Here is a 19,728-nt window from a genome sequence, read left to right on the forward strand (position 1 = left end):
CGGCCCAAGCTGGCGCCACCTTCAATCCTGAGGTGCCACATGCTCGAGCTAGGAGACTTTGTCATGACACACATCGCCTATGGCCTGTATCTCGCGATCTCCATCGGAATGACCATCTGGGTGGCGCGCGCGCTGTCGAGCAATGGGGAGGTCTTCCTGGTCCGCTGCTTCGGCCAGGACCGCGAGCTGGCCACCTCGACCAACCGCCTGCTGGTGATCGGGTTCTACCTGGTCAACCTGGGCTTCATCAGCTACCGGTTGAACGACTGGCAGGTCGACACCGTGGCCCTGATCCCCGAGGTCGGGTCGCGGGTCGGCATCTCGCTGCTGGTCCTGGGCCTGATGCACTTCTTCAACATGTTGTTGATCGCCCGCTTCGGGCGGGCGGTGAAGGAGTGGGCGGAGGAGCAGGAATGGACGGAGGAGCAGGCGGCCGAGACGGATCCGGATGCCGGTCTCACGCTGCGCACGCGTCGGTAAGCCTGTTGGGGGCGGCCGGCGATGGGGCGATCCGCCCGGATCGGGGCACGACCGGGCGGAAGCGCGACTCCCGTTGGGTGGGGCGGCCTGGGGCCGGGCCTTGCCCCGTTCCACGGCCCCAGCGGCCTGGGCCGTTTCATGGTCCTATAGTGGTCGCTGGTTGCTCATCCCGAGGCCTGCCGTGCTGCGCCGCCCCTTGCCCGCGTTGCGTCCGTTCGTCGCCCTGTTGTGGGCGCAGGCGGCGACGCCCGTGCGCGATGCGCCGGTGCCGATGCCGTACGAACACGTCCTTCCGACCGGCAGGATGCACCTGGCCATCCGGCTGGGCGAGGCGCCGCTGCGGCTGGTCGATGGCGCCGGCCGCGCGATCGCGACGCCGGGCCACGCGGTGCTCGGCGGCGCCCGCGATACGTACTACGCCAAGGAGGCCGGGCCCCCGTCGCCCTCTGTCGGCGCACAGTTCCTGCCCGGCGCTGCGCGGGCGCTGTTCGGGGCGGCGGCGGGCGAACTGGCCGGGTGCCATGTGCCGCTCGAGGCGCTGTCCGGCGCCTGCGCCGGCCGCCTGCGCGAGCGCCTGCTGGCCGAGCCGACTGCGGAAGGCCGCCTCGACCTGCTGGAAGCCTTTCTGGCGGCGCGCCTGCCCAGGGCGCGCGGGCTGCACCCGGCGGTGGCCGAGGCGCTGGCCGGCTTCGCCGGGGGCCACAGCGTCGCCGAGGTGGTCGCCGACAGCGGCTATAGCCACCGCCATCTGGGGGCGCTGTTCGTCGATGCCGTCGGCCTGACCCCGCAGCGGTATCGGCGGGTGCGCAGGTTCCAGCTCGCGCTCGCGGCGCACCGGCGCGCAGCGGACATGCCCTGGGTTCGACTGGCCCATCTCGCGGGCTACAGCGACCAGGCGCATTTCGTGCGTGAGTTCCGCGCCTTCACCGGCGTGCGCCCGCAGGAGTACCGCCGGGCGGCACCGGTGGCGCGGCATCATCTTCCGGTCGCGGCCGATCGGGTCGATTTCGTTCAAGACCGGGGCGCCGCGGCCGGCTAGTGTGGCGCCAGGTCACCACCCACAGGAGCTCCCGCATGGCCATCCACGAAGTGTTCGCCTATCTGTGCGTCGCCGACACCGATGCCGCGATCCGCTTCTACGCCAGCGCCTTCGGCGCCACCGAGAAGTTCCGCCTGACCGAGCCGGGCGGACGCATCGGCCATGCCGAGATGGACTTCGGCGGGTGGACGGTGATGCTCTGCGACGAGTACCCGGAATACGGCATCCGGGCGCCGGTCTCCGGGGTCGGCAGTTCGGTCACCCTGCACCTGCATGTCGACGATGCCGATGCCGTGATCGCCCAGGCGCTGGCGTCCGGCGCGACGCTGGAGCGGCCGGCCAGCGACGCCTTCTACGGCGAGCGCGGTGGTAGCGTCTACGACCCCTTCGGGCACCGCTGGCTGATCGGACACAGCATCGAGGACGTGTCGGTCGCGGAAATGCAGCGGCGCTACGATGCGTTGATGCGCACCGAAGGCGATCCCTGTTCCAGGACGGGGCACTCCAGTGACGGGTAGGGCGCTGTCGGCAGGGCCATGATCACCTGTGTCGTCCACTACACCATCGATCCCGGCAAGGTCGAGTCATTCGAACGCTTCGCGCTGGAATGGATGCGGCTGGTCGACAAGCACGGCGGGCGCCACCACGGCTATTTCCTGCCGGGCGAGGGCGCCAGCGACAAGGCGCTGGCCTTGTTCAGCTTCGACAGCCTGGCCGCCTACGAGCGCTATCGGGCGCTGTTCGGCAAGGACCCGGAGTTCGTCGCCGCCGACAGGATCCGCGACGAGTCGGGCTGCGTGCTGCGCTACGAGCGCACCTTCATGCGGCCGCTGCTGCCGGGCGCGGACGACGCCTCCTGAGCAATCCGCGCCCGGGGGCGGATTGTTCTCGCGAGAGCGTGCCGTGCACGCCGACGCCGCCGGCGGTGCCGCGAATCACCGCGCTGGGCGGGAGCCGCTGTCCGGGCGGGTCGCCGAGCACCGGGCCATGAACCCGCGCACTGCCTCCGCGGCCTGCCGGTGGATCCGGTCGACGTCCTGCGCGACGTCCACGACCACGATGTCCGGCTCGTCGAGCGGCGCTTCCAGCGCCACGAACTGGCTGTCGAGCAGGCTGGCGGGGGCGAAGTGGCCGGTGCGGGCCTGCATCCGGCTACGAATCAACTCCCGGTCGCCGGCCAGGTAGAGAAACAGGGTCGGATAGCCCAGTTCGCGAAAGCGCTGGCGATGGGCGCGGCGCAGGCCCGAATAGGCCAGCACACAGCTCTCGCCGGCGCGACGGGACACGCGCAGCGCCTGGCACAGGGCGGCGATCCAAGGCTCGCGCATGGCGTCGGTCAGCGGCTCGCCACGGGCCATGCGCTCCCGGTTTGCGGATGGATGGAAGTCGTCGGCCTCGAGCAGGCGGGAACCGAACTCCGTCGCCAGGTGGGCGGCCAGGGTGGACTTGCCGCAACCGGCGACGCCCATCGCGACGACCAGGACCGGTGTTGCGATGGTGGCGGCGTCGCTCATGCCGCCGGCAGCCGAACGTCGACGCGGCTGCTGCGACCGGACCGGATGTCGCCGATGCAGTCGCCATCCAGCAGTTCGCCGTCGACGCGCACCTCGATCGACGCCACGCCGGACTGGCGGAGGTAGTGGACGTCGAAGCGGGCGCCGCGGAACGCGCGCTCGGCCCGGGCCGTCTGCCAGTCGCGCGGCAGCTGCGGTGCCACCCGCAGCCCATCGGCGCAGCCCTTCAGGCCGAACAGGTCCTCGATCAGGATGCGGTACGCCCAGGCGGCGGTGCCGGTATTGAACAGCTGGCTGGAGCGCCCGGCGGTGCGCGGGTGCTCCCGCCAGGCGCCGCGGTAGTAGTTGGGGATGAACACCGGCAGCTGCCCGCGCTGCTGGTAGTCGGCCTCGTCCGGGCCGCACAGCATCCGCCGCAGCAGGCGCCAGGCGCGCTCGGACTCGCCGACGGCATACAGGGCATGGACGTAGAACGCCGCGGCGTGGTTGTAGACCGAGCCGTTCTCCGCGGTGCCGGGAAACTTCTGGGTCAGGCGGCCCACGTCCTCGCGCATGGCGGTATAGGCCGGCGCCAGCATCATCGCTCCGTACGGCGTTTCCAACTGCGCCTCGACGGCGCGGATCATCAGCGTGCGCTGGCGCGCATCCGCGGTACCGGCCAGGATCGCCCAGCTCTGCGGGTTGAGGTAGATGCGTCCCTCGGCGTCGTTCGCCACGCCGAACGCCACGCCGTCGTCGGTGATGCCGCGGGCGTACCACTCGCCGTCCCACAGGTGCGCGTTCACCGCCTGGTTGATGGCCCGGGCACCGGCGCGGAACTCGTCGGCGAGCCCGGCGCGACCGTGGCGCTCGCAGACACCGGCCCACAGTCCGAGCGCATGGGCGGCGGCCACCGACAGCCAGCCGGACACGCCCTTGCCCCTGTGGCCGACCATGTTCATCGGGTCGCACCAGTCGCCCTGGCCGATGTAGCTCAGGCCGCGCGCGTCGCGCGCGCCCAGCAGCCAGCGCATCGCCCTGCAGATGCGCTCGAAGGCGGTGAGGGCGCGCCCGGCGCCGTCCTCGACCGGCGCGTCGAGGATGCCGTCGTCGCCGGTCTCGTCCAGGTAGGCGCGCAGGCACACCGGCAGCCAGACGCAATGGTCGGTATGCGGCACCTGGTTGATGTACTTCAGCTCCGCGCCCGGCGCCAGCAGGATGCCATCGGGCATCGCGCCCCCGGCTTCCTGCTGCGACAGCGCGTGGAGGAACGCCGCGCGCGCCGTCGAAGGCGCGATGAAGCTCATCCCCATGTGGTCCTGCAGGTAGTTGCGGGTCTGCGGATCGGTGGTCAGGCGGTTGGTGTCGCCGTGGTAGTACACCTGTCGCGGCAACCAGTGGTTCACGAACCGGTCCAGGTGCCGGTCCGGGGTCTCGATGCGCAGCACGCCGCGGCCGTGGGCGATGTAGGCGGCGTAGTCCGCGCGTGCCCGGTCGAAGCCGGCATCGTCCAGGTAGCGCGCGCGCAGGCGGGCGATGTCGGCATCGTCGCGTGCGGGGGCCAGCAGGAAGCGGTATTCCTCCGTCTGGTCTGGCGCCAGCCCGATGCGGTACTGCAGCACCGCGGCCGGCGTCTCGTGCAGCGCATCGCCGTTGCCCAGCAGCGCCTGTCGCACCCCGTCCGGGGCGTGCAGGCCGCCTTCGCCCTCGAACGCTTCGCGTGAGGCTTCGAAGGCGACGGGCTCGCGGTCGTGCAGGAAGCAGGTGCGATCGTTGAAGTCGCGCTGGCGCGGCCAGTCCTCGACCTTCTGGTACGGGGTGACGCTGGATGCCACCACGCCGCCCAGATCGAGACGGTAGCGGGCGGACTGGTTCATCCAGCTCATGTAGCCGATCGGCACGTAGGGATAGACGCCGAGCCGACGGCTGCGGCCGGAGAGGTTGGTGACCCGGATCCGCCACAGCTCCACCGCCGCGTCGGCGGCCAGGGCCACTTCCATCTCCACCCGCACGCCGAGGCATTGCACGGTCCAGCGGATGTCGCTGCCGCCGACCGAGAACTCGAAGCGGTCGGGCTTCGCCCGCACCGGCTCGTGGGGCGCTGAGAAGACCGCTCCGGTCTCTTCGTCCTTGATGTAGCAGAAGCGCCCCGGATGGTGGGCGTAGTACGGCTGCTCCGGCTGCATGAAGGTCGCGGCTTCGAGGTTCGGCGCGTGGGTGTAGCGTGCGGGTTCCGGCTGCATGAAGCGGGCCACCGCGAAGCCCCGGCAGTTGACCTGCATCATCATCAGGCGGTTCCAGAGGAACCCTGCCGCCCGCGGCATCGCGCTGGGGTCGGTCAGCACGAAACGCTCGCCGTCTTCGGTGGCGCGTACCAGCATGCAGTGTCTCCGTCAGTCGCCGGCCTGTTGCCGGGCCGTCAGGTCCAGCTGGATCCGTTCCAGCCGCGGGGCGGTCAGATCGTAGAACCGCAGCGCGAACATCGCGACCAGCGCGAACGCCCCGGGCACCGCGGTCTGCAGGAGCACGATCCCGGTCTGCGAGGCGCCGCTCTGCGCCTGGTTGGCGGCGTAGCCCATCGCCGCCAGTACCCAGCCGACGCCGGCCGCGCCGAGCGCACCGCCGAGCTTCTGCGAGAAGGTGGCCGCCGAGAACGTCATCCCGGTGGCACGGCGGCCGGTCTTCCACTCGTTGTAGTCGGCGGCGTCGGCGTACATCGACCAGGTCAGCGGCGACTTGGGCCCCAGCGCCAGGCTGATCAGGATGTTGAGCAGGAACATGACGACGATTTCCACCGGCAGGTCGGCGCTGTCGACGCGGTTGCCGTCGGCGCCGGTGCGGACCACGCTGACCACCTGGCCGTTGGCGCCGTCGAGGGTCAGGCTGGGGCCGCTGCCCTCCAGGTCCACGCGGCTGCGCACGATCCAGAAGGCGTTCTCGTGGCGGGTCCAGCGGTAGCTGTCGCCCGGACGCGCCGGGGCATCGAGCATCGCATCCGCCCGCAGCGTCACCGGGGCGTTGCCGGAGATGGTCACCACGCCGTTGGAGGCGGGCGCCGGGACGAAGGCGTAGCCGATCGACAGCAGGCCGACGATCGCCATCGTGACCATCAGCAGCCGGACCTTGTCGAAGCGCCGCGCCAGCCAGGGAGTGGCCAGCGCGCCGACCGCGTAGGCCGCCATCTGCAGGCCGATGTACGCGCCCATCAGGTCGGGACGCTGCACGAAGTACTTGAAGTAGTAGGCCGCCGAGCTGCCGCGCAGCACGATGGTGATCATGACGATCATGGCCAGGGCGAACAGCACCACCCAGGGCCGGTTCTTCAGCAGGTCGGCGATGTCCGCCAGCGGGCTGGTCTTCTGCGCCGCCGGCGGTGCGACCCGTTCTCGAGTGGTGAGGAAAGTGACAAGAAACAGCACCGTGGCCACGGTGCTGTACAGCACCATCGTCAGCTGCCAGCCGCGCGCCGGATCGCCGTCGCCGAACCAGGCCGCGAGGTCCGGGGTCGCGGCGCCGACCACGATGCCGGTCAGGTAGGCGAAGAAGAAGCGGATGCCGAAGATCGAGCTGCGCTCGCCGCCGTCGGCGGTCAGTACCCCGGCGAGCGAGTTGTAGGGGATGTTGACCAGGGTGTAGCAGAGCATCATCGCGCTGTAGGTGGCATAGACCCAGATCAGCTTGCCGGTGTCGCCCAGATCCGGCGTGCTCATGGTGAGGATCGCCGAGCCCATCAGCGGCAGCGCGCCGAACAGCAGGTAGGGGCGGAACTTGCCCCAGCGGGAGCGAGTGCGGTCGGCGATCGCACCGATCGCGGGATCGGTGAACGCGTCGATGATGCGGGTGGCGGCGAACATCCAGGCCGCGGCGGACGCGGAAATGCCGAACACGTCGGTGTAGAAGTACAGCAGGTACGAGCCGATGATGACCCAGTAGAAATTGAAGCCTGCATCGCCGAGGCCGAAGCCGATCTTCTCGCCGAACCCGAGCGTGGCAGTCCTGTCGCTTGCCGGACGTCGGCCGTCCTTCGCCTCTTGAATGGCTGTCACGTTCCGCTCCCCGGGCCTGTGTCTTCGGCTGTCGGCAACCGATGTGGTTAACGCTAACATGGCCGCGACGTTGCGCATGCCCGGGTTGCGTGCGAGGGCGCTCCCGATCCGGGGAGAGGTGCATGACGAACGGCCGCGGACCGGGCACGAGCCGGAGCGGCACCGGTGCCAGGAGGCCGCGCGCGACGTCAGGGATGCCGGCCTGCGCGGCGAATACAGGTGACCGGGCCGGCCAGGCATCGGGACGCGACGGCCGCCCAGCCGGACCTGGCCTGGCGGCGCCCACGCAGAGCCCGACCGCCATGGACGTTGCCGTCGACCGTGACGCAGTCGCTGTTCTCGCGGGCGGCACCGATGGCAGAGTGTTGGCGCCGCAGGAAGCACGGCCTCGTGCTTCCGCACCATCACGCGACCAGGGGGATCCACGTGAGCATCAGTCAATGGACGCCGCTTTCCAGGCTTGGAAAGGCGGCCAAGGTCTTGGGCGCCGCCTCGTCCATCTTCGTGTTGGGCATCGCCGCGCCCGTAGCCGCGGCGCAACAGCCGGTCGCGAGCTTTCAGTGGCCGGTCGAGCCGCCGGCGCGGATCTGCGGCAACACCGCGCTGCTCGCCGGGCCGGAGGCGCCTCCCGACGGCGCAGTGGTGGTGCCGGCAGGGGACCATAGCGGTTTCGACTTCAACCGTCCCGGCGCGACCTTCTGGTTCGCGCCAGGCGTGCACACGCTGGGCGACGACCTCTATGGACAGATCATCGCCCGCGACGGCGCGACCTACGTCGGCGCTCCGGGCGCGGTCCTCGACGGGCGCAACCTCAATCTCTACGCGTTCACCGGCCGCGCGCGCAACGTCACGGTCCGCCATCTCACCGTCCGCAACTTCGGCCGCGGCCTGGACAACAACAACGAGGGCGTGGTGAACCACGACGCCGGCGACGACTGGCTGATCGAGTACAACACCATCTCGGACAACGATGGCGCCGGCGTTTTCCTCGGCAGCGACAATACGGTGCGCTACAACTGCCTGAAGGACAACGGCCAATACGGCTTCAGCATGTACAAGCCGCCGGTCGAGGGCGATTCTGCAATCAAGAACATCGTGCTGGATCACAACGAGATCGCCGGCAACAATACCGACGACTGGGAAGCCCTCGAGCCCGGCTGCGGCTGCACCGGCGGCGGCAAGTTCTGGGACGTCGAGGGCGCGCGCGTCACTCACAACTGGGTGCACGACAACAAGAGCGTCGGCCTGTGGGCGGATACCAACAACATCGACTTCCTGTTCGAAGGCAACTACATCGCCGACAACGACGATGAAGGCATCTGGTACGAGATCAGCTACAACGCAACCATCCGCGGCAACACCTTGCTGAACAATGCCTGGGTGAAGGGCCAGCGCAACCAGGGGTCGCCGGCGCCCGCCGTCTACCTGTCCGAGTCGGGCGGCGATCCGCGCCTGGCCAGCGTGGTTTCCGGTGCCGCCAAGATCCGGGTTCACGACAACTACTTCGAGAACAACTTCTCGGGCGTATCGATCTACGAGAACCCCAACCGCTTCTGCAATTCCAACGGCAATACCAGCAAGGGCTATTGCACGCCGCTCGTGCGCCCCACGCTGATCCCCAGGCCGCACGACTACGACTACGTCGATCCGATCAACGCCGGCCACCCGTGCTACGCGCAGATCGACAGCGAACCCTATCTCACGGATTGCCGCTGGCGATCCCGCGAGATCGAGGTCACCGGCAACGAGTTCCACTTCGACCCCGGGGTCGTCCCCTGCGCGGGTAGCGGCTACTGCGGGGTGCAGGCGCTGATCGCCACCGGCGCCGACAACCTTCCCTGGTCGCCCTATACGGTCGCGGGCGTGCAGGACGAGGTGATGTTCGACGCCAACAACAAGTTCTCCGGCAACCACTATTACGGCCCGTGGAAGTTCGCCAAGCGCTGGGGCGAGCGCATCGGCTTCGCCGCATGGCAGGCCGCGCCGTACCTGCAGGACGTGGACAGCACCAGCGACCAGGTCGGCGGCGTTCCCGGCCCGACCGGAAACCTGGTCGATCCGGACACCGCGACGCTCGAAGGTTCGCTGGGCCTGTGGAACGGCTGGTACGGCGCCGCCGTCGCCCGCAGCGCGGCGCAGGCGCACGGCGGCAGCCACAGCCTGCGGGTGGACATCGCCGACGCCTACTGGGGCGTGGAGGCGGCGAACTATCCGGGCTATGCCGCCTCGCCCGGCGTCAAATCGGTGAGCGTCTGGGCGAGGGCAGGCACCGGCGTGCCCGTCAACCCCAGACTGGTGCTGGACTGGCGTGCGGAAGATGGACGGGTGCTGGATTCCAGCGTCATCGTATTGCCGGCCTCGAGCGCCGACTGGCAACAGGCGACCGCTGCCGTGGAGGCGCCCGCGGGCACGAGTTCGGTGCTGGTGGTCCTGGTCGGGTCGGGGAGTGCCGGCATGTCGTTCCACCTGGACGACCTGAGCATCGAGGCCGTCCAGCCCTAGCGGGGCAGGCGAACGGATGCAAGCGGCCGGCCTGCGTGCGCCATCGCATCAGGCCGGCAGCGGTTGCCGGACCCCGGCGGTTGCCGCGGTCTCGGCCAGCAGGGCATCGACCAGGCCGTCGACCTTCGCCTGCGCTTCGGCCACCGATGCGGCCAGGCGCGCGTCGCCGAACTCCTCGTATTCGATGGCGATGCTGCGCAGGTCATGGATGCCGATGAACCCGAGCGCGGTGCGCAGGTGCGGGTCGAGGTGGTTCATGTGCGCCAGCGGGCCGCCCTGGTCCATGCCGTGCCCGCCCCGCGAGGACAGCAGCGCCACCCGCCTTGGCCGGTCGGCGAGCAGCTGGATGTAGGGATCGTCGCCGCGGGACGGATCGAACGCCACGGTGCGGCCGATCCGCACGATGCTGTCCACCCAGGCCTTCAGCGGCGCGGGCATGCCGAAGTTGTACAGCGGTGCGCCGATCACCAGCAGGTCGGTATCGATCAACTCATCGACCATGGCATCGCTCTCCGCCAGCCGCTCGGTCATCCACGGTTCGCGTGCGTCGCGGCGGGTGAATTCGGCGCGGATCCAGTCGTGATCGACCAGCCTCGGCGGCGCCGCGCCGAGATCGCGATAGCGCACCGGGTCGCGTGGGCGAGCGGCGCGCCAGCGGGCGACGAAGCGGTGGCTCAGCGCGCGGGTGTGCGAACCATGCGGGTCGATGCCGTGGCGGCCGGGGCGGGCGCTGGCGTCCAGGTGCAGCAGGCGGATCATGGCGGGCTCCTTGTATGAATTAGCACCGTTCATGCTTGGGTGCGGAGCGTAGTACGCTAGGGCTCGACTTCACGCCAGACAAACGATCTTTTCTCCGCCAATGAGTTAGGATAATTCACCTATGAGCCGCCGCTTGCCATCGTTGTCGGCACTGCGTGCGTTCGAAGCCGCCGCCCGCCTGGGCAGCGCCAAGCGCGCCGCCGGCGAGCTGTCGGTCACTCCGGCCGCCATCAGCCACCAGCTCCGTCAGCTCGAGGAAGAGCTCGGCCAGGCGCTCTTCGTGCGCCGGCCCCGGCAGCTGCTGCCCACGCCGCAGGGCCAGGAACTCCAGCGGGCGCTGACCGCGGCGTTCGGAACGATCGCCGCTGCGGCGGATCGCGTGCGCGCACCGCAGCGGCGCAGCCTCACCCTGAGCGCCACCCCGGCGGTGGCGTCGCGCTGGCTGGTGCCGCGCCTGCCGCAGCTGCGCGAGGCCTGCCCGGGACTGGACCTGCGCATCCACGTCTCGCACGAGCCGGTGGCGCTCGACGGCGTGGAGGCGGATGCGGCGATCCGCTATGGCAGCGGCCACTGGCCTGGATTGCTGGCGCACAGGCTGTTCGACAACGTGTTCGCGCCGGTGTGCAGCCCGATGCTGGGCCTGCGCGACCCGCGCGAACTGCCGCGCCACACGCTGCTGCACTTCGCTCCGCCGGGCGCGCGCAGCGCCCCGGTCGACTGGCAGGCCTGGCAACGCCGCGCGCAGGTCGCGGGTCTGGATGCCGCAGCCGGGCCGGCGTTCTCGGACGAGACCCACACCATTTCCGCCGCGCTCGCCGGACAGGGCGTCGCCCTGATGAGCCTGGCCCTGGTCGCCGACGAACTGCATGCCGGATCGCTGCTGCGCCCGTTCGGCCCCGAGCTGCAGGCCGAGCCGTTCCATCTGGTCCATGCCGAGGACCGGCGCGAGGACTGCTGGCTGGCCACCCTGCGCGACTGGGTGCTGGGCCTGCCGCCGTTGACCCAGCCGCGGCGAGCCGCGGAGTGAGTGCGGGGCGAACGCCCCGGCGCGGGCGAAACGGCGCCGGGCCCGTCCACCTGCGGCCCGGGAGCGCGGGCGCCGGTCCGGCATAATGCCCGCCCCTCTTCTGCATGGTGTTCCGATGAAGACGACGTACGCGCTGGCGATTCTGCTTCTTTCCGCGCTCGGGCCGGCGGCCGCGCAGCAGCCGGTGTTCGACATGCACGTGCATCTGCGCGAGGGCGCGACGTCGAGCGGGCAGTACGAGGCGCAGCTGGCGGAAGCCGGCGTGGAGGTGACCGCCTACGGCGCCATGTGGTTCGGCGGCCCCCACCAGGCGCGCGAAGGCGCGATTGAGCGCATCCGCGAAGGCAACGACGCGATCGTCGCGCTGGCCGCCGCGAATCCGAAGGTCCTGCCCATCGCTACCGTGCACCCCTACGACGGCGACGCCGCGCTGGAGGAGCTGCAGCGCGTCGCGGCCAAGGGCGTGAAAGTGCTCAAGATCCATGCGCACACCCAGCGCTTCGATGTCACCGACGCGCGCGTGCTCGCAGTGGTGCGGCACGCCGGCGAGCTCGGCATGGTCGTGCTCATGGACAACGCCAACATCATTCCCGGCGACAGCGAGAACCTGTTCAACCTGGCGGTGCAGGCGCCGGGCACGACGTTCGTATTCGCCCATATCGGCGGCCTGAACTTCCGCTTCTGGAACATCCTGGCGCTCGCGCGGACGGCCGACGGCTTCGGCATGGACAACGTCTACTTCGACCTTTCCGGTCCGCTGCATCTCGCCGCCGGTTCACCGATCGAGGACGAGTTCGTCTGGACGCTGCGCAACGTCGGCATCGATCGCGTGATGCTGGGTTCCGACTATCCCCAGATGTCGCTCGCCCGCGCGCTCGAGGCGCTGGAGCGCCTGGACCTGGACGAATCCGAGAAGGCCGCGATCCGCTACGGCAACGCCCAGCGGCTGTTCGATCTCGGAGCGTCGGATCGGGAGTAGCGTGCTTCGCGCCGCGACCCGGCGAGTCGGCTCAACGGGTATAGGCAGGCGCGCCCGCCGTGCGCTTGAGCCTGGAGGCGACCAGGCGCCGGTTGGGTGCGGTGATCACCAGGAAGCTTCCCGGCAGGTCCAGTGCGTCCGCGACGCGCTGAAGGTTGCTGTCCTCGGAGAGGATCAGCCCGCGCCACGAGACCAGCACCACGTAGTGGGGCAGCTCGTTCGGATCGTCGCTGACGTGCTTGCGCACGACCCAGGCCTTCTTGACCGTGCCGAGCGCGTCCAGCTGCCGCCGCAGCCCGTCCAGTGCATCCACGGACAACCCGTGGGGCAGCAGGATGTCGGACCGGCCGACCTTTCCGCGGTTTGCGGCGGTGCGGTCCTGCTGCGCGTAGAGGCGGCGGAGCGCCTTCTCGGCCTCCGCCTGGCCGGCCTCGTCGGCGACCGCCGAGAAATGCTGCGCCAGCAGCGCCGCGCCCGGTTCTATCGCGTTGCTGTCCAGGGCCATCGCGGTGCGGACGTGTTCCACGCCCGCCGCGTCTTCGCGCTCGAGCAGCAGCTGGCCGAGACGGAAGCGGGAAAGCGCATCGTCCGGTGCGGCTTCGACCGCGCGCTGGAACAGGGGGAGGGCGTCGACTTCCGGGCGCAGGTCGGCGACCAGCAGGGCGTACTGGACGGCCTGCTCGGGCGAGCGCTCCACGACCTGCTCCAGCTCGGCGAGCCGGGCGCTGTCCTCGATGTGGCGGGCATGGTTGCCGGTCCATGCCGCCTCGACGCCCTGGCGCCATTCGTCGCTGAAGCGCGCTTCCAGTACGGTGGCCAGGTCGCCCAGCCAGGCATCCGCGAAGGAGCGGTGCGGGGCGCCGTCCAGGCGCGGAACCTCCACGCCCAGCGCATCGAGGCGCTGGGCGAGCGTCGGGTGGGTGTCATGATGGCCGGCGGCGGCGGTCAGCGCCTCGCCGAGACGCGCGGCGTCGTCCGTGCCGCTGCTGCGCAGGTGCTGCGCCATGTCCCGGTAGAGGCAGGACGGCGGTAGCGGCTGCTGCGCGTTGCATCTGCGCACGTAGGGCCAGAAATCGCGCTCGAGCCGCTCGCCGCCCAGGTGCACGCGCACCAGGGCGCGCCCCGCGGGCCCGGGGCCGACCACGGCGGCCGCGGCTGCGTCGGCCTGGTATTCGTTGGCGCGGGCCAGGGAGAAGCTGTAGGCGTCGAAGAACGGCGCGTACCAGTCGAAGAACGTCATGAAGGGTTTCGCGGCCCAGGCGCCGCCCTGCGAGAGCGCGGCGAGCACGCGATACCAGCTGATCCGGACCTGGTGGATCCACCCGCCGAAGCGGTTGTGGCCGCCGCCGAAGTGGCCGAATTCGTGGGCGATCACCGCCGCCATCTCCTCGCGTTCGAGCAGCTGCATGAGCGGCAGGCCGAGCACCAGGTAGTGCCTGTGACCGAACAGGCCCGAGGCGCGCGGAACGCTCGCCGCCGCGGCATTGAGTTCGGCGTTGACGATGATGGCGTCGAGCTTCGGCGCGCGCGTCGCCCGGCGCAGGCGCTCGACCTCCGCCACGAGCCCGGGCGCTTCGCCGGGGGCCAGCCGATGGCCGTCCGGCGGGTCGAAGCGGATCCACAGCGCCCTGAGCACCAGCCACCCGAACGCTACCGGGATCCAGACGATCTTGAGCAGCTTGACCAGCAGGATCGGGCTGACGAGAAAAAGCACCACCACCAGGCCCGCCGACGCCGCCAGCGCGAGCGTGGCCGATCCTCCCAGCACGGCGAAGCCCAGGCCCGCCAGCAGTGCGAGCTTGAACTTGTACCAGCCCGGAGATTCGCGCGACTCGCGGTCCAGTCGCTCCACCAGCACCGCGCGGCTTGCAGCTGTTTGCATCGATGGCCCCCCGATCGGCAGGAATCTAGCAGAAAACCCTTCTGGACCGCCGCCCCCCCCCAAGCCATGGGCGGCGTGGAGCCCGGTGTCGGCAGAGTGCTTCGGAAACCGCGCGGCCCGAATCCGGCTCACGCCACCGTGGCCTGCTCCAGGCACCGGGAGCCGGTCTTCTTTTCGCCGGCTGTCGATTGCGGCCGGGCCGGATCGTCTGATGATCGAGCCCCCTTGCTGTCAGGAGAAATCGCATGCCGCTTGCCAAGCCCATCACCCCGCACCGGTGTTTCGACGGCCAGGCCAGGGAGGCGGCCGGCTTCCATCGCGCGGTCTTGCCGGGGGAGCGCTGAGATGGCCAACGAGAAGAAGGTGAAAGGCCCGGCTTCCTACTTTCCTTCCATCGAGAAGACGTACGGCGAGCCGATCGGCCATTGGCTCGGCGTGCTCGCGGCCATGAAGGGAAAGAAGCACATGGAGATGGTGGCCGCGCTCAAGTCCGCGCACGGGATCGGGCATGGCCACGCCAACGCCCTGGTCGCCCACTATCGCGCGCAGGGCGGCGGCTGAGGGACGAATGACTTCCGGCGCGTTCGCCGCCGGGGGCGTATGGCGTATCTTGCCCGGGGTCCCCCAGCGAGTCGCCAGGATGCCGTCCAAAGCGCTGCAGTTGCTGCTGGTTCTCGCGTGGTCGCTGGCATTCGGCGCCGGGCTCGCATGTACGGCGACCGCCGGACCACGCGAGAACCGCGATCCGGACGCAGCCGGCCTGGTGACCGAAGACCTGCCGCGGTTCTGGGCCGCCTGGAACGAGGCCGCGCAAACCGGCGACCGCGCGCAACGGGTCGCGGCGTTCCAGCGCGGCTACCTGGATCGCGGGACGCCCGGGCTGGAGGCGTTCACGCGGCTGCGGATCCACAGCGCCGACCGGCTGGTATCGGCCATCGACGAGCATCCGCGCTACTACGCTTCCCTGCGTGGGAGCGGCGACCTGCTGGAGGCGCAGAAGCCCGCGATCCGCGAGGCGCTGCGGAGCATGGCTGCGGTGTACCCCGGAGGCGTGTTCCCGGACGTGTACTTCCTGATCGGACGCATGAACTCGGGCGGCACGCTCGACGAGGCAGGGCTGCTGATCGGCCTGGAAATGTACGGCCGCGGCGATGGCGTGCCGCTGGGCGAACTTGGAGAGTGGCATCGGGCGGTGGTGGGAGAGCTCGCCAACCTGCCCGATATCGTGGCGCACGAATGGGTGCACTTTCAGCAAAGCCCGGAGGTGCAGGACCAGCCCACGCTGCTGCGCGCCGCGCTCCGCGAGGGCGTCGCCGATTTCCTCTCCGAGCTGGGCACGGGCCGGCACATCAATCAGCACGTCCATGCCTGGGCCGAGCCGCGCGCCGCCGGGCTGTGGGCGGAGTTCGCGCAGATGATGGACGGCAGCGATTACACGGGATGGCTGTATGACACCCAGGCCGGCGACGGACGCCCGGCCGATCTTGGCTACTGGATGGGCTACCGGATCGCCCGGGCGTACTACCGGCGCGCGGCGGACAAGCGCGAGGCCATCCGCGACATGCTGCGCATCGAGGATGCGGCCGCCTTTCTCGAGGCGAGCGGCGTGACGGAGGAGTTCGAGCGGAGCGGACGGGCGGGCGAGCGAAAGGAGTAGGGACTGGAGCCGGCCTTCCGGCGGCGCGGGCGAACCTGGCCCGGGGCCACAAACGCTCTCCCGCATGCAGGAGAGGCTCCGAAGCCGAGAGCGCCGTCGCACTGCGTGCAGGGCGGTACATCCGGCGTCTTCTCAACACCCGCGCTTGTGGAAGTACACCTGCTCCGCGGCCCAGCGCAGCGGCGGCGAGTGCAGCAGCAGGTCGAAGGGCCAGTCGAACTGCAGGCGGTCGTAGGCCCAGCGCAGGGCGCGCTTGGCGCGAAAACGCGGCGCCGCCTCCACGGCCGCCTGCTCGGGCCGGGGACCGCCGTCGCGCAGGTGCGCGGCGATGGCGCGGCCGACGGACCAGCCGTGCTCCCACGCGGAGTGGATGCCGCCCGCGGTGACCGGCGAGACGATGCCGGCGGCGTCGCCCACCAGGATCGCGCGGTGGCGTGCCATGTCGAACACCGGGCCGCCGCAGGGGATCAGCCCGGCGCGGGTGTGTCCGGGCCTGAGGTGGCGCGGCAGGCCACCAGCGCGGCCGACGCGCAGCAGGAAGTCGTCGATGTCGGGCACGCGGGCGTTCGCCGGGTCGTGGCGCAGCGCCAGGCCGGCCTGCACGCCGGTGGGGCTCTGCGCGATCCAGCCGATGTAGCCGGGTGCGTAGCGTTTGCTGATGAAGCAGTGCAGCGCATCGGGCCGGGCGAGCGTGGCGCCGGGAAACTCGTACTCGATGCCGTAGAGGAACTGGCGCACTTCGCCCAGCCCGCAGAGCCGGGCCACCCGCGAGCGCGCGCCGTCGGCGCCGACCAGGTAGCGCGTGGCGCCCACACCGTTCACCCGCCAGCCGTGGGCGGTGCGCTCGGCTGCGGTGAGCGAGGTGCCCAGGCGCAGGTCCACGCCGTGGTCGTGCAGCTGCCCGGCCAGCCAGCGCATGACGGCGGGGGTGTCGGTGGTGAGGAAGTAGTAGCCCGGCGCGGCGAGCGCGACCTGCTTCAGGCTCGGCGCGTACAGACGCACTTCCTCGATGCGCCGGGTCATGGAGGCGGGGAGCTGGTTGAGCAGGGTGCGCTCGGCGGCCTCCTTGACGATGATCCCGGTGGTGCGCAGTTTCTCGCCCGGATCGCGCTTGCGTTCGAGCACGCACACGCGCAGCCCGCGCTGCGCGGCGGCGATCGCGCAGGCGGCGCCGGCGAAGCTGGCGCCGACCACCACGACGTCGGGAGCGGATGAGGGCGTTGCGTTGTCCATCGAAGCTCCAGGGGAGGGAACGCCCGGAACGGTATCGATACGCTGCGAAGCCACGATGGGGGGAATGTGAAGCGGGATTGAAGGATCCGCCGAGCCTGGGCGCACGAGCCGTCGCGCGCCGCGATAGAGTGGGCCCGAAACTGTTGTTTTCCACACGGAGTCCGTGCCATGTACGCAGTTTTCAGGGAGACGACGTACGCGCCGGAGCGGCCGATCCAGGACGCTCCCGAGTTCGTCGAGTTCGATCGCCTGCACGCCGGGCGGCCCGGCTATCGCGGCACCGTCGTGACGGATGTCGGCGACGGGCGCCATCTGACGATGACGCTCTGGGCCACGGCCGACGACATGCACGCCGCGCGCGAGGCGCTGGGCCCGGCCATCGGCAAGCTGCTCGGTCCGCTGATGACGGCGCCGTCGGTGCTGCTCGGCACGGGACCCGTCGTCGTCAACGACCTGCTGGAGGCCGCTGCGGCAGACGGCGACATTCGCTGATCCGGCAGCCTCGCGGATGCCTCCGGGGGCGACCCCGGCTTCGGGTTTGCGGGTACCATCGCCCGCTGTGCCCGAAGCGTCCGGCCGGTGCCGCGGCGACGGCGACGCGGGCTCCATGGAGAACAGGTGGCGTCATCCGCGCACCCGACCAGCGCGCCGCGCGCAGGGGCATCCATTCGCCGGCGCGTGGGGCTGGCGCTGGGCCCGCTGCTGTTCGCGCTGACGTATTTCGTTCCTGCTCTCACCGGGCTGGACGATGCGCCACGGGCGGTGCTGGCGGTCACGCTGTGGGTCGCGACCTGGTGGATCACCGAGGCGATGCCGATCCCGGCGACCTCATTGATGCCGATCTTCCTGCTGCCGCTCACCGGCGGCGCGGACGAGCGCACCGCGACGATGGCCTACGGCAATCCGATCGTCTTCATGTACATGGGCGGCTTCACGATCGCCCTGGCGATCCAGAAGTGGGACCTGCACAAGCGCATCGCCATGGCGATCCTGTCGATGGTCGGGGCGGGCGGGCAGCGCATCACCCTGGGCATCATCCTGGCCACGGCGTTCCTGTCGATGTGGATCTCCAACGCGGCCACCGCGCTGATGATGCTGCCGATCGGCCTGGCGCTGATCGAGGAGATCCGCCGGGAGCGGATCTACGACGAGGACACGCTCCGGCGCTTCGCCAAGGGCCTGCTGCTGTCGATCGCCTACGCCGCCTCCATCGGCGGCCTGGCCACGCTGATCGGCTCGGTACCGAACGCGGTGTTCGCGGCGGTATCGCAGCAGAACCTCGGCCGCACGGTCACCTTCGCCGAGTGGTTCCTGTTCGCCTCGCCGCTCACCGCGCTGATGCTGGCGGCGCTCTACGTCTACATGACGCGCTTCAGGTTTCGCGTGCGTACGGAACGGGAGATCGGCAGCGGCTTCGCCCGCGAGCAGTTGCGGCGGCTGGGCCCGATGGGATTCGAGGAGAAGGCGGTGCTGGCGGTGTTCGCCGCCGTTGGCGCGCTGTGGATCGGCAGCGGCTTCCTGCCGGCGGCGCTGCGCCTGTCGGACACCTCGATCTCGATGATCGGCGCGGTGAGCCTGTTCCTGCTGCCGGCCCGGCGCGGGCGCGGGCGGCTGATGGGCTGGCCGGACATGCGCGACCTGCCGTGGGGCCTGTTGCTGCTGTTCGGCGGCGGGCTGTCGCTGGCGGCCGCGTTCGAGAGCTCGGGCCTGACCGCGTGGTTCGGCGGGCTGCTGGCGGGGCTGCAGGTGCTGCCGTTCGCGCTGATCGTGGTGGCGCTGGCGGCGATCGTGCTGCTGATGACCGAGGTGATGTCGAATACCGCGGTCTCCAACATGCTGATCCCGGTCGGTATCGGTCTGGCGCTGGGCATCGGCGCCGACCCGCACGCGATCATGGCGGTGATCGCGCTGTCGGCCAGCTGCGCCTTCATGCTGCCCATTTCCACGCCGCCCAACGCCGCGGTCTTCAGCTCCGACTACATCGCCATCGACGACATGGTGCGCGCAGGGATCTGGATCAACCTGGCCGCGGTGATCCTGATCAGCGCTTTCGTGCTGCTGTGGCAGCCGGTGGCGATGCCGGGCTGATCCGGCGGCCGGGCACCGCGGTGAGCGGCGCTGCCGCGGCGCTCAGTCCGGGATCTCCGGTTCGACCAGCTGCGCGAGCAGCGCCAGCGACTGCTGCCAGCCCAGGTAGCAGCCGTCGGCCGGGATCACGTCCGGCACGCCTTCCTGCACCACGTCGAGTTCGGTGCCGCAGGCGACCGCCCGCAGCGTGACGGTGACGGTCATCTCGCCCGGGAGCCCGGGATCGTCGAAGCGGTCGGTGTGGCGGATGCGCTCGTTGGGCACCAGTTCGAGGTACTCGCCCCCGAAGCCGTGGCTGTTGCCGGTGGTGAAGTTGGTGAACGACATGCGGTAGCGGCCGCCGACCCTGGCGTCCATGTCGTGCACTGTGCCGGTGAAACCGTGCGGCGGCAGCCATTTGCACATCGCGGCCGGTTCGAGGAACGCGCGATAGACGCGCTCGGGCGGCGCGGCCAGGACGCGGTGGAGACGGATGGTGGCAGGCATGGCGATGCTCCGGAAGCAGAGGACGACCCTCTGCTCCAGCGACGAGCCGGGCACGCC

At 70.3% G+C, this 19,728-nt stretch carries 17 protein-coding genes and 2 pseudogenes; 11 read left to right on the forward strand and 8 right to left on the reverse strand.

Annotation, left to right across the window (positions count from 1 at the left end):
* Nucleotides 1-63 precede the first annotated feature (63 nt).
* The 4 genes from H0E84_RS09210 (at nt 64) to H0E84_RS09225 (ending at nt 2,379) form a co-directional block, all read left to right on the forward strand.
* A complete protein-coding gene (locus H0E84_RS09210) occupies nt 64-480 on the forward strand; it encodes a hypothetical protein (RefSeq protein WP_219339666.1) in 417 nt (138 codons plus the stop codon).
* 181 nt (nt 481-661) lie between these two features.
* A complete protein-coding gene (locus H0E84_RS09215) occupies nt 662-1,519 on the forward strand; it encodes an AraC family transcriptional regulator (RefSeq protein ID WP_219339667.1) in 858 nt (285 codons plus the stop codon).
* Between the two features lie 35 nt (nt 1,520-1,554).
* Nucleotides 1,555-2,037 carry a VOC family protein gene (locus H0E84_RS09220; RefSeq protein WP_180678355.1) on the forward strand — a complete coding sequence of 161 codons (483 nt, stop codon included), beginning with the start codon at nt 1,555-1,557 and terminating at the stop codon, nt 2,035-2,037.
* An 18-nt stretch (nt 2,038-2,055) separates the two neighbouring features.
* Nucleotides 2,056-2,379: an NIPSNAP family protein gene (locus H0E84_RS09225; RefSeq protein ID WP_180678356.1), complete on the forward strand. Its 324-nt coding sequence runs from the start codon at nt 2,056-2,058 to the stop codon at nt 2,377-2,379.
* 75 nt (nt 2,380-2,454) lie between these two features.
* On the opposite strand, the gene H0E84_RS09230 is transcribed toward H0E84_RS09225, so the two are convergent.
* From H0E84_RS09230 to H0E84_RS20845, 4 genes and pseudogenes are all read right to left on the reverse strand, one after another.
* Nucleotides 2,455-3,033: a gluconokinase gene (locus tag H0E84_RS09230; RefSeq protein ID WP_180678357.1), complete on the reverse strand. Its 579-nt coding sequence runs from the start codon at nt 3,031-3,033 to the stop codon at nt 2,455-2,457.
* Nucleotides 3,030-5,393: a GH36-type glycosyl hydrolase domain-containing protein gene (locus tag H0E84_RS09235; protein ID WP_180678358.1), complete on the reverse strand. Its 2,364-nt coding sequence runs from the start codon at nt 5,391-5,393 to the stop codon at nt 3,030-3,032. Before H0E84_RS09235 ends, H0E84_RS09230 begins: the two co-directional genes overlap by 4 nt.
* A 12-nt stretch (nt 5,394-5,405) precedes the next feature.
* Nucleotides 5,406-5,801 (reverse strand): annotated as a pseudogene (locus H0E84_RS20840) (MFS transporter); the annotation flags it as partial.
* Between the two features lie 252 nt (nt 5,802-6,053).
* Nucleotides 6,054-7,463 (reverse strand): annotated as a pseudogene (locus tag H0E84_RS20845) (MFS transporter); the annotation flags it as partial.
* Nucleotides 7,464-7,484: 21 nt separating this feature from the next.
* Between H0E84_RS20845 and H0E84_RS09245 the strand changes: the two are divergent.
* Nucleotides 7,485-9,560 (forward strand): right-handed parallel beta-helix repeat-containing protein, encoded by a 2,076-nt coding sequence (locus H0E84_RS09245; RefSeq protein WP_219339668.1) that lies wholly within the window; start codon nt 7,485-7,487, stop codon nt 9,558-9,560.
* A 48-nt stretch (nt 9,561-9,608) separates the two neighbouring features.
* On the opposite strand, the gene H0E84_RS09250 is transcribed toward H0E84_RS09245, so the two are convergent.
* Complete coding sequence (locus tag H0E84_RS09250; protein WP_180678360.1) at nt 9,609-10,319, reverse strand: FMN-dependent NADH-azoreductase; 711 nt, start codon at nt 10,317-10,319, stop codon at nt 9,609-9,611.
* Nucleotides 10,320-10,440: 121 nt separating this feature from the next.
* Between H0E84_RS09250 and H0E84_RS09255 the strand changes: the two genes are divergently transcribed.
* Both H0E84_RS09255 and H0E84_RS09260 read left to right on the forward strand, forming a co-directional pair.
* Entirely contained in the window at nt 10,441-11,346 is a 906-nt protein-coding gene (locus tag H0E84_RS09255) for a LysR substrate-binding domain-containing protein (protein ID WP_180678361.1), read from the forward strand.
* A 115-nt stretch (nt 11,347-11,461) separates the two neighbouring features.
* On the forward strand, nt 11,462-12,325 hold the full coding sequence (locus H0E84_RS09260; protein ID WP_219339669.1) for an amidohydrolase family protein: 864 nt from the start codon (nt 11,462-11,464) through the stop codon (nt 12,323-12,325).
* 31 nt (nt 12,326-12,356) lie between these two features.
* On the opposite strand, the gene H0E84_RS09265 is transcribed toward H0E84_RS09260, so the two are convergent.
* Nucleotides 12,357-14,207, reverse strand: a complete 1,851-nt coding sequence (locus H0E84_RS09265) for a M48 family metallopeptidase (protein WP_180678362.1) — start codon at nt 14,205-14,207, stop codon at nt 12,357-12,359.
* 345 nt (nt 14,208-14,552) lie between these two features.
* Between H0E84_RS09265 and H0E84_RS09270 the strand changes: the two genes are divergently transcribed.
* Entirely contained in the window at nt 14,553-14,768 is a 216-nt protein-coding gene (locus H0E84_RS09270) for a DUF4287 domain-containing protein (RefSeq protein WP_180678363.1), read from the forward strand.
* A complete protein-coding gene (locus H0E84_RS09275; protein WP_180678364.1) occupies nt 14,716-15,864 on the forward strand; it encodes a DUF2268 domain-containing putative Zn-dependent protease in 1,149 nt (382 codons plus the stop codon). The genes H0E84_RS09270 and H0E84_RS09275 overlap by 53 nt, the downstream gene beginning before the upstream one ends.
* Nucleotides 15,865-15,996: 132 nt before the next feature.
* Here the strand turns inward: H0E84_RS09275 and H0E84_RS09280 are convergent, their stop codons facing one another.
* Complete coding sequence (locus tag H0E84_RS09280) at nt 15,997-17,097, reverse strand: NAD(P)/FAD-dependent oxidoreductase (RefSeq protein ID WP_180678365.1); 1,101 nt, start codon at nt 17,095-17,097, stop codon at nt 15,997-15,999.
* A gap of 168 nt (nt 17,098-17,265) precedes the next feature.
* On the opposite strand from H0E84_RS09280, the gene H0E84_RS09285 reads away from it, so the two are divergent.
* The gene (locus H0E84_RS09285) at nt 17,266-17,589 is read left to right on the forward strand and encodes a hypothetical protein (protein ID WP_180678366.1); all 324 of its coding nucleotides are present in this window, start codon (nt 17,266-17,268) and stop codon (nt 17,587-17,589) included.
* Nucleotides 17,590-17,775: 186 nt separating this feature from the next.
* Nucleotides 17,776-19,185: an SLC13 family permease gene (locus H0E84_RS09290; protein WP_219339670.1), complete on the forward strand. Its 1,410-nt coding sequence runs from the start codon at nt 17,776-17,778 to the stop codon at nt 19,183-19,185.
* 42 nt (nt 19,186-19,227) lie between these two features.
* On the opposite strand, the gene H0E84_RS09295 is transcribed toward H0E84_RS09290, so the two are convergent.
* On the reverse strand, nt 19,228-19,671 hold the full coding sequence (locus H0E84_RS09295) for an SRPBCC family protein (protein ID WP_180678367.1): 444 nt from the start codon (nt 19,669-19,671) through the stop codon (nt 19,228-19,230).
* Between the last annotated feature and the right edge of the window lie 57 nt (nt 19,672-19,728).

Source organism: Luteimonas salinisoli, assembly GCF_013425525.1.
Classification (GTDB): domain Bacteria; phylum Pseudomonadota; class Gammaproteobacteria; order Xanthomonadales; family Xanthomonadaceae; genus Luteimonas; species Luteimonas salinisoli.

Bases quoted from the DNA above. Each gene is read 5' to 3' on its own strand.
- H0E84_RS09210 (WP_219339666.1), top strand. From the start codon at position 64: ATGACACACATCGCCTATGGCCTGTATCTCGCGATCTCCATCGGAATG.
- H0E84_RS09220 (WP_180678355.1), top strand. From the start codon at position 1,555: ATGGCCATCCACGAAGTGTTCGCCTATCTGTGCGTCGCCGACACCGAT.
- H0E84_RS09225 (WP_180678356.1), top strand. From the start codon at position 2,056: ATGATCACCTGTGTCGTCCACTACACCATCGATCCCGGCAAGGTCGAG.
- H0E84_RS09230 (WP_180678357.1), bottom strand. From the start codon at position 3,033: ATGAGCGACGCCGCCACCATCGCAACACCGGTCCTGGTCGTCGCGATG.
- H0E84_RS09235 (WP_180678358.1), bottom strand. From the start codon at position 5,393: ATGCTGGTACGCGCCACCGAAGACGGCGAGCGTTTCGTGCTGACCGAC.
- H0E84_RS09250 (WP_180678360.1), bottom strand. From the start codon at position 10,319: ATGATCCGCCTGCTGCACCTGGACGCCAGCGCCCGCCCCGGCCGCCAC.
- H0E84_RS09255 (WP_180678361.1), top strand. From the start codon at position 10,441: ATGAGCCGCCGCTTGCCATCGTTGTCGGCACTGCGTGCGTTCGAAGCC.
- H0E84_RS09260 (WP_219339669.1), top strand. From the start codon at position 11,462: ATGAAGACGACGTACGCGCTGGCGATTCTGCTTCTTTCCGCGCTCGGG.
- H0E84_RS09265 (WP_180678362.1), bottom strand. From the start codon at position 14,207: ATGCAAACAGCTGCAAGCCGCGCGGTGCTGGTGGAGCGACTGGACCGC.
- H0E84_RS09270 (WP_180678363.1), top strand. From the start codon at position 14,553: ATGGCCAACGAGAAGAAGGTGAAAGGCCCGGCTTCCTACTTTCCTTCC.
- H0E84_RS09275 (WP_180678364.1), top strand. From the start codon at position 14,716: ATGGCCACGCCAACGCCCTGGTCGCCCACTATCGCGCGCAGGGCGGCG.
- H0E84_RS09280 (WP_180678365.1), bottom strand. From the start codon at position 17,097: ATGGACAACGCAACGCCCTCATCCGCTCCCGACGTCGTGGTGGTCGGC.
- H0E84_RS09285 (WP_180678366.1), top strand. From the start codon at position 17,266: ATGTACGCAGTTTTCAGGGAGACGACGTACGCGCCGGAGCGGCCGATC.
- H0E84_RS09295 (WP_180678367.1), bottom strand. From the start codon at position 19,671: ATGCCTGCCACCATCCGTCTCCACCGCGTCCTGGCCGCGCCGCCCGAG.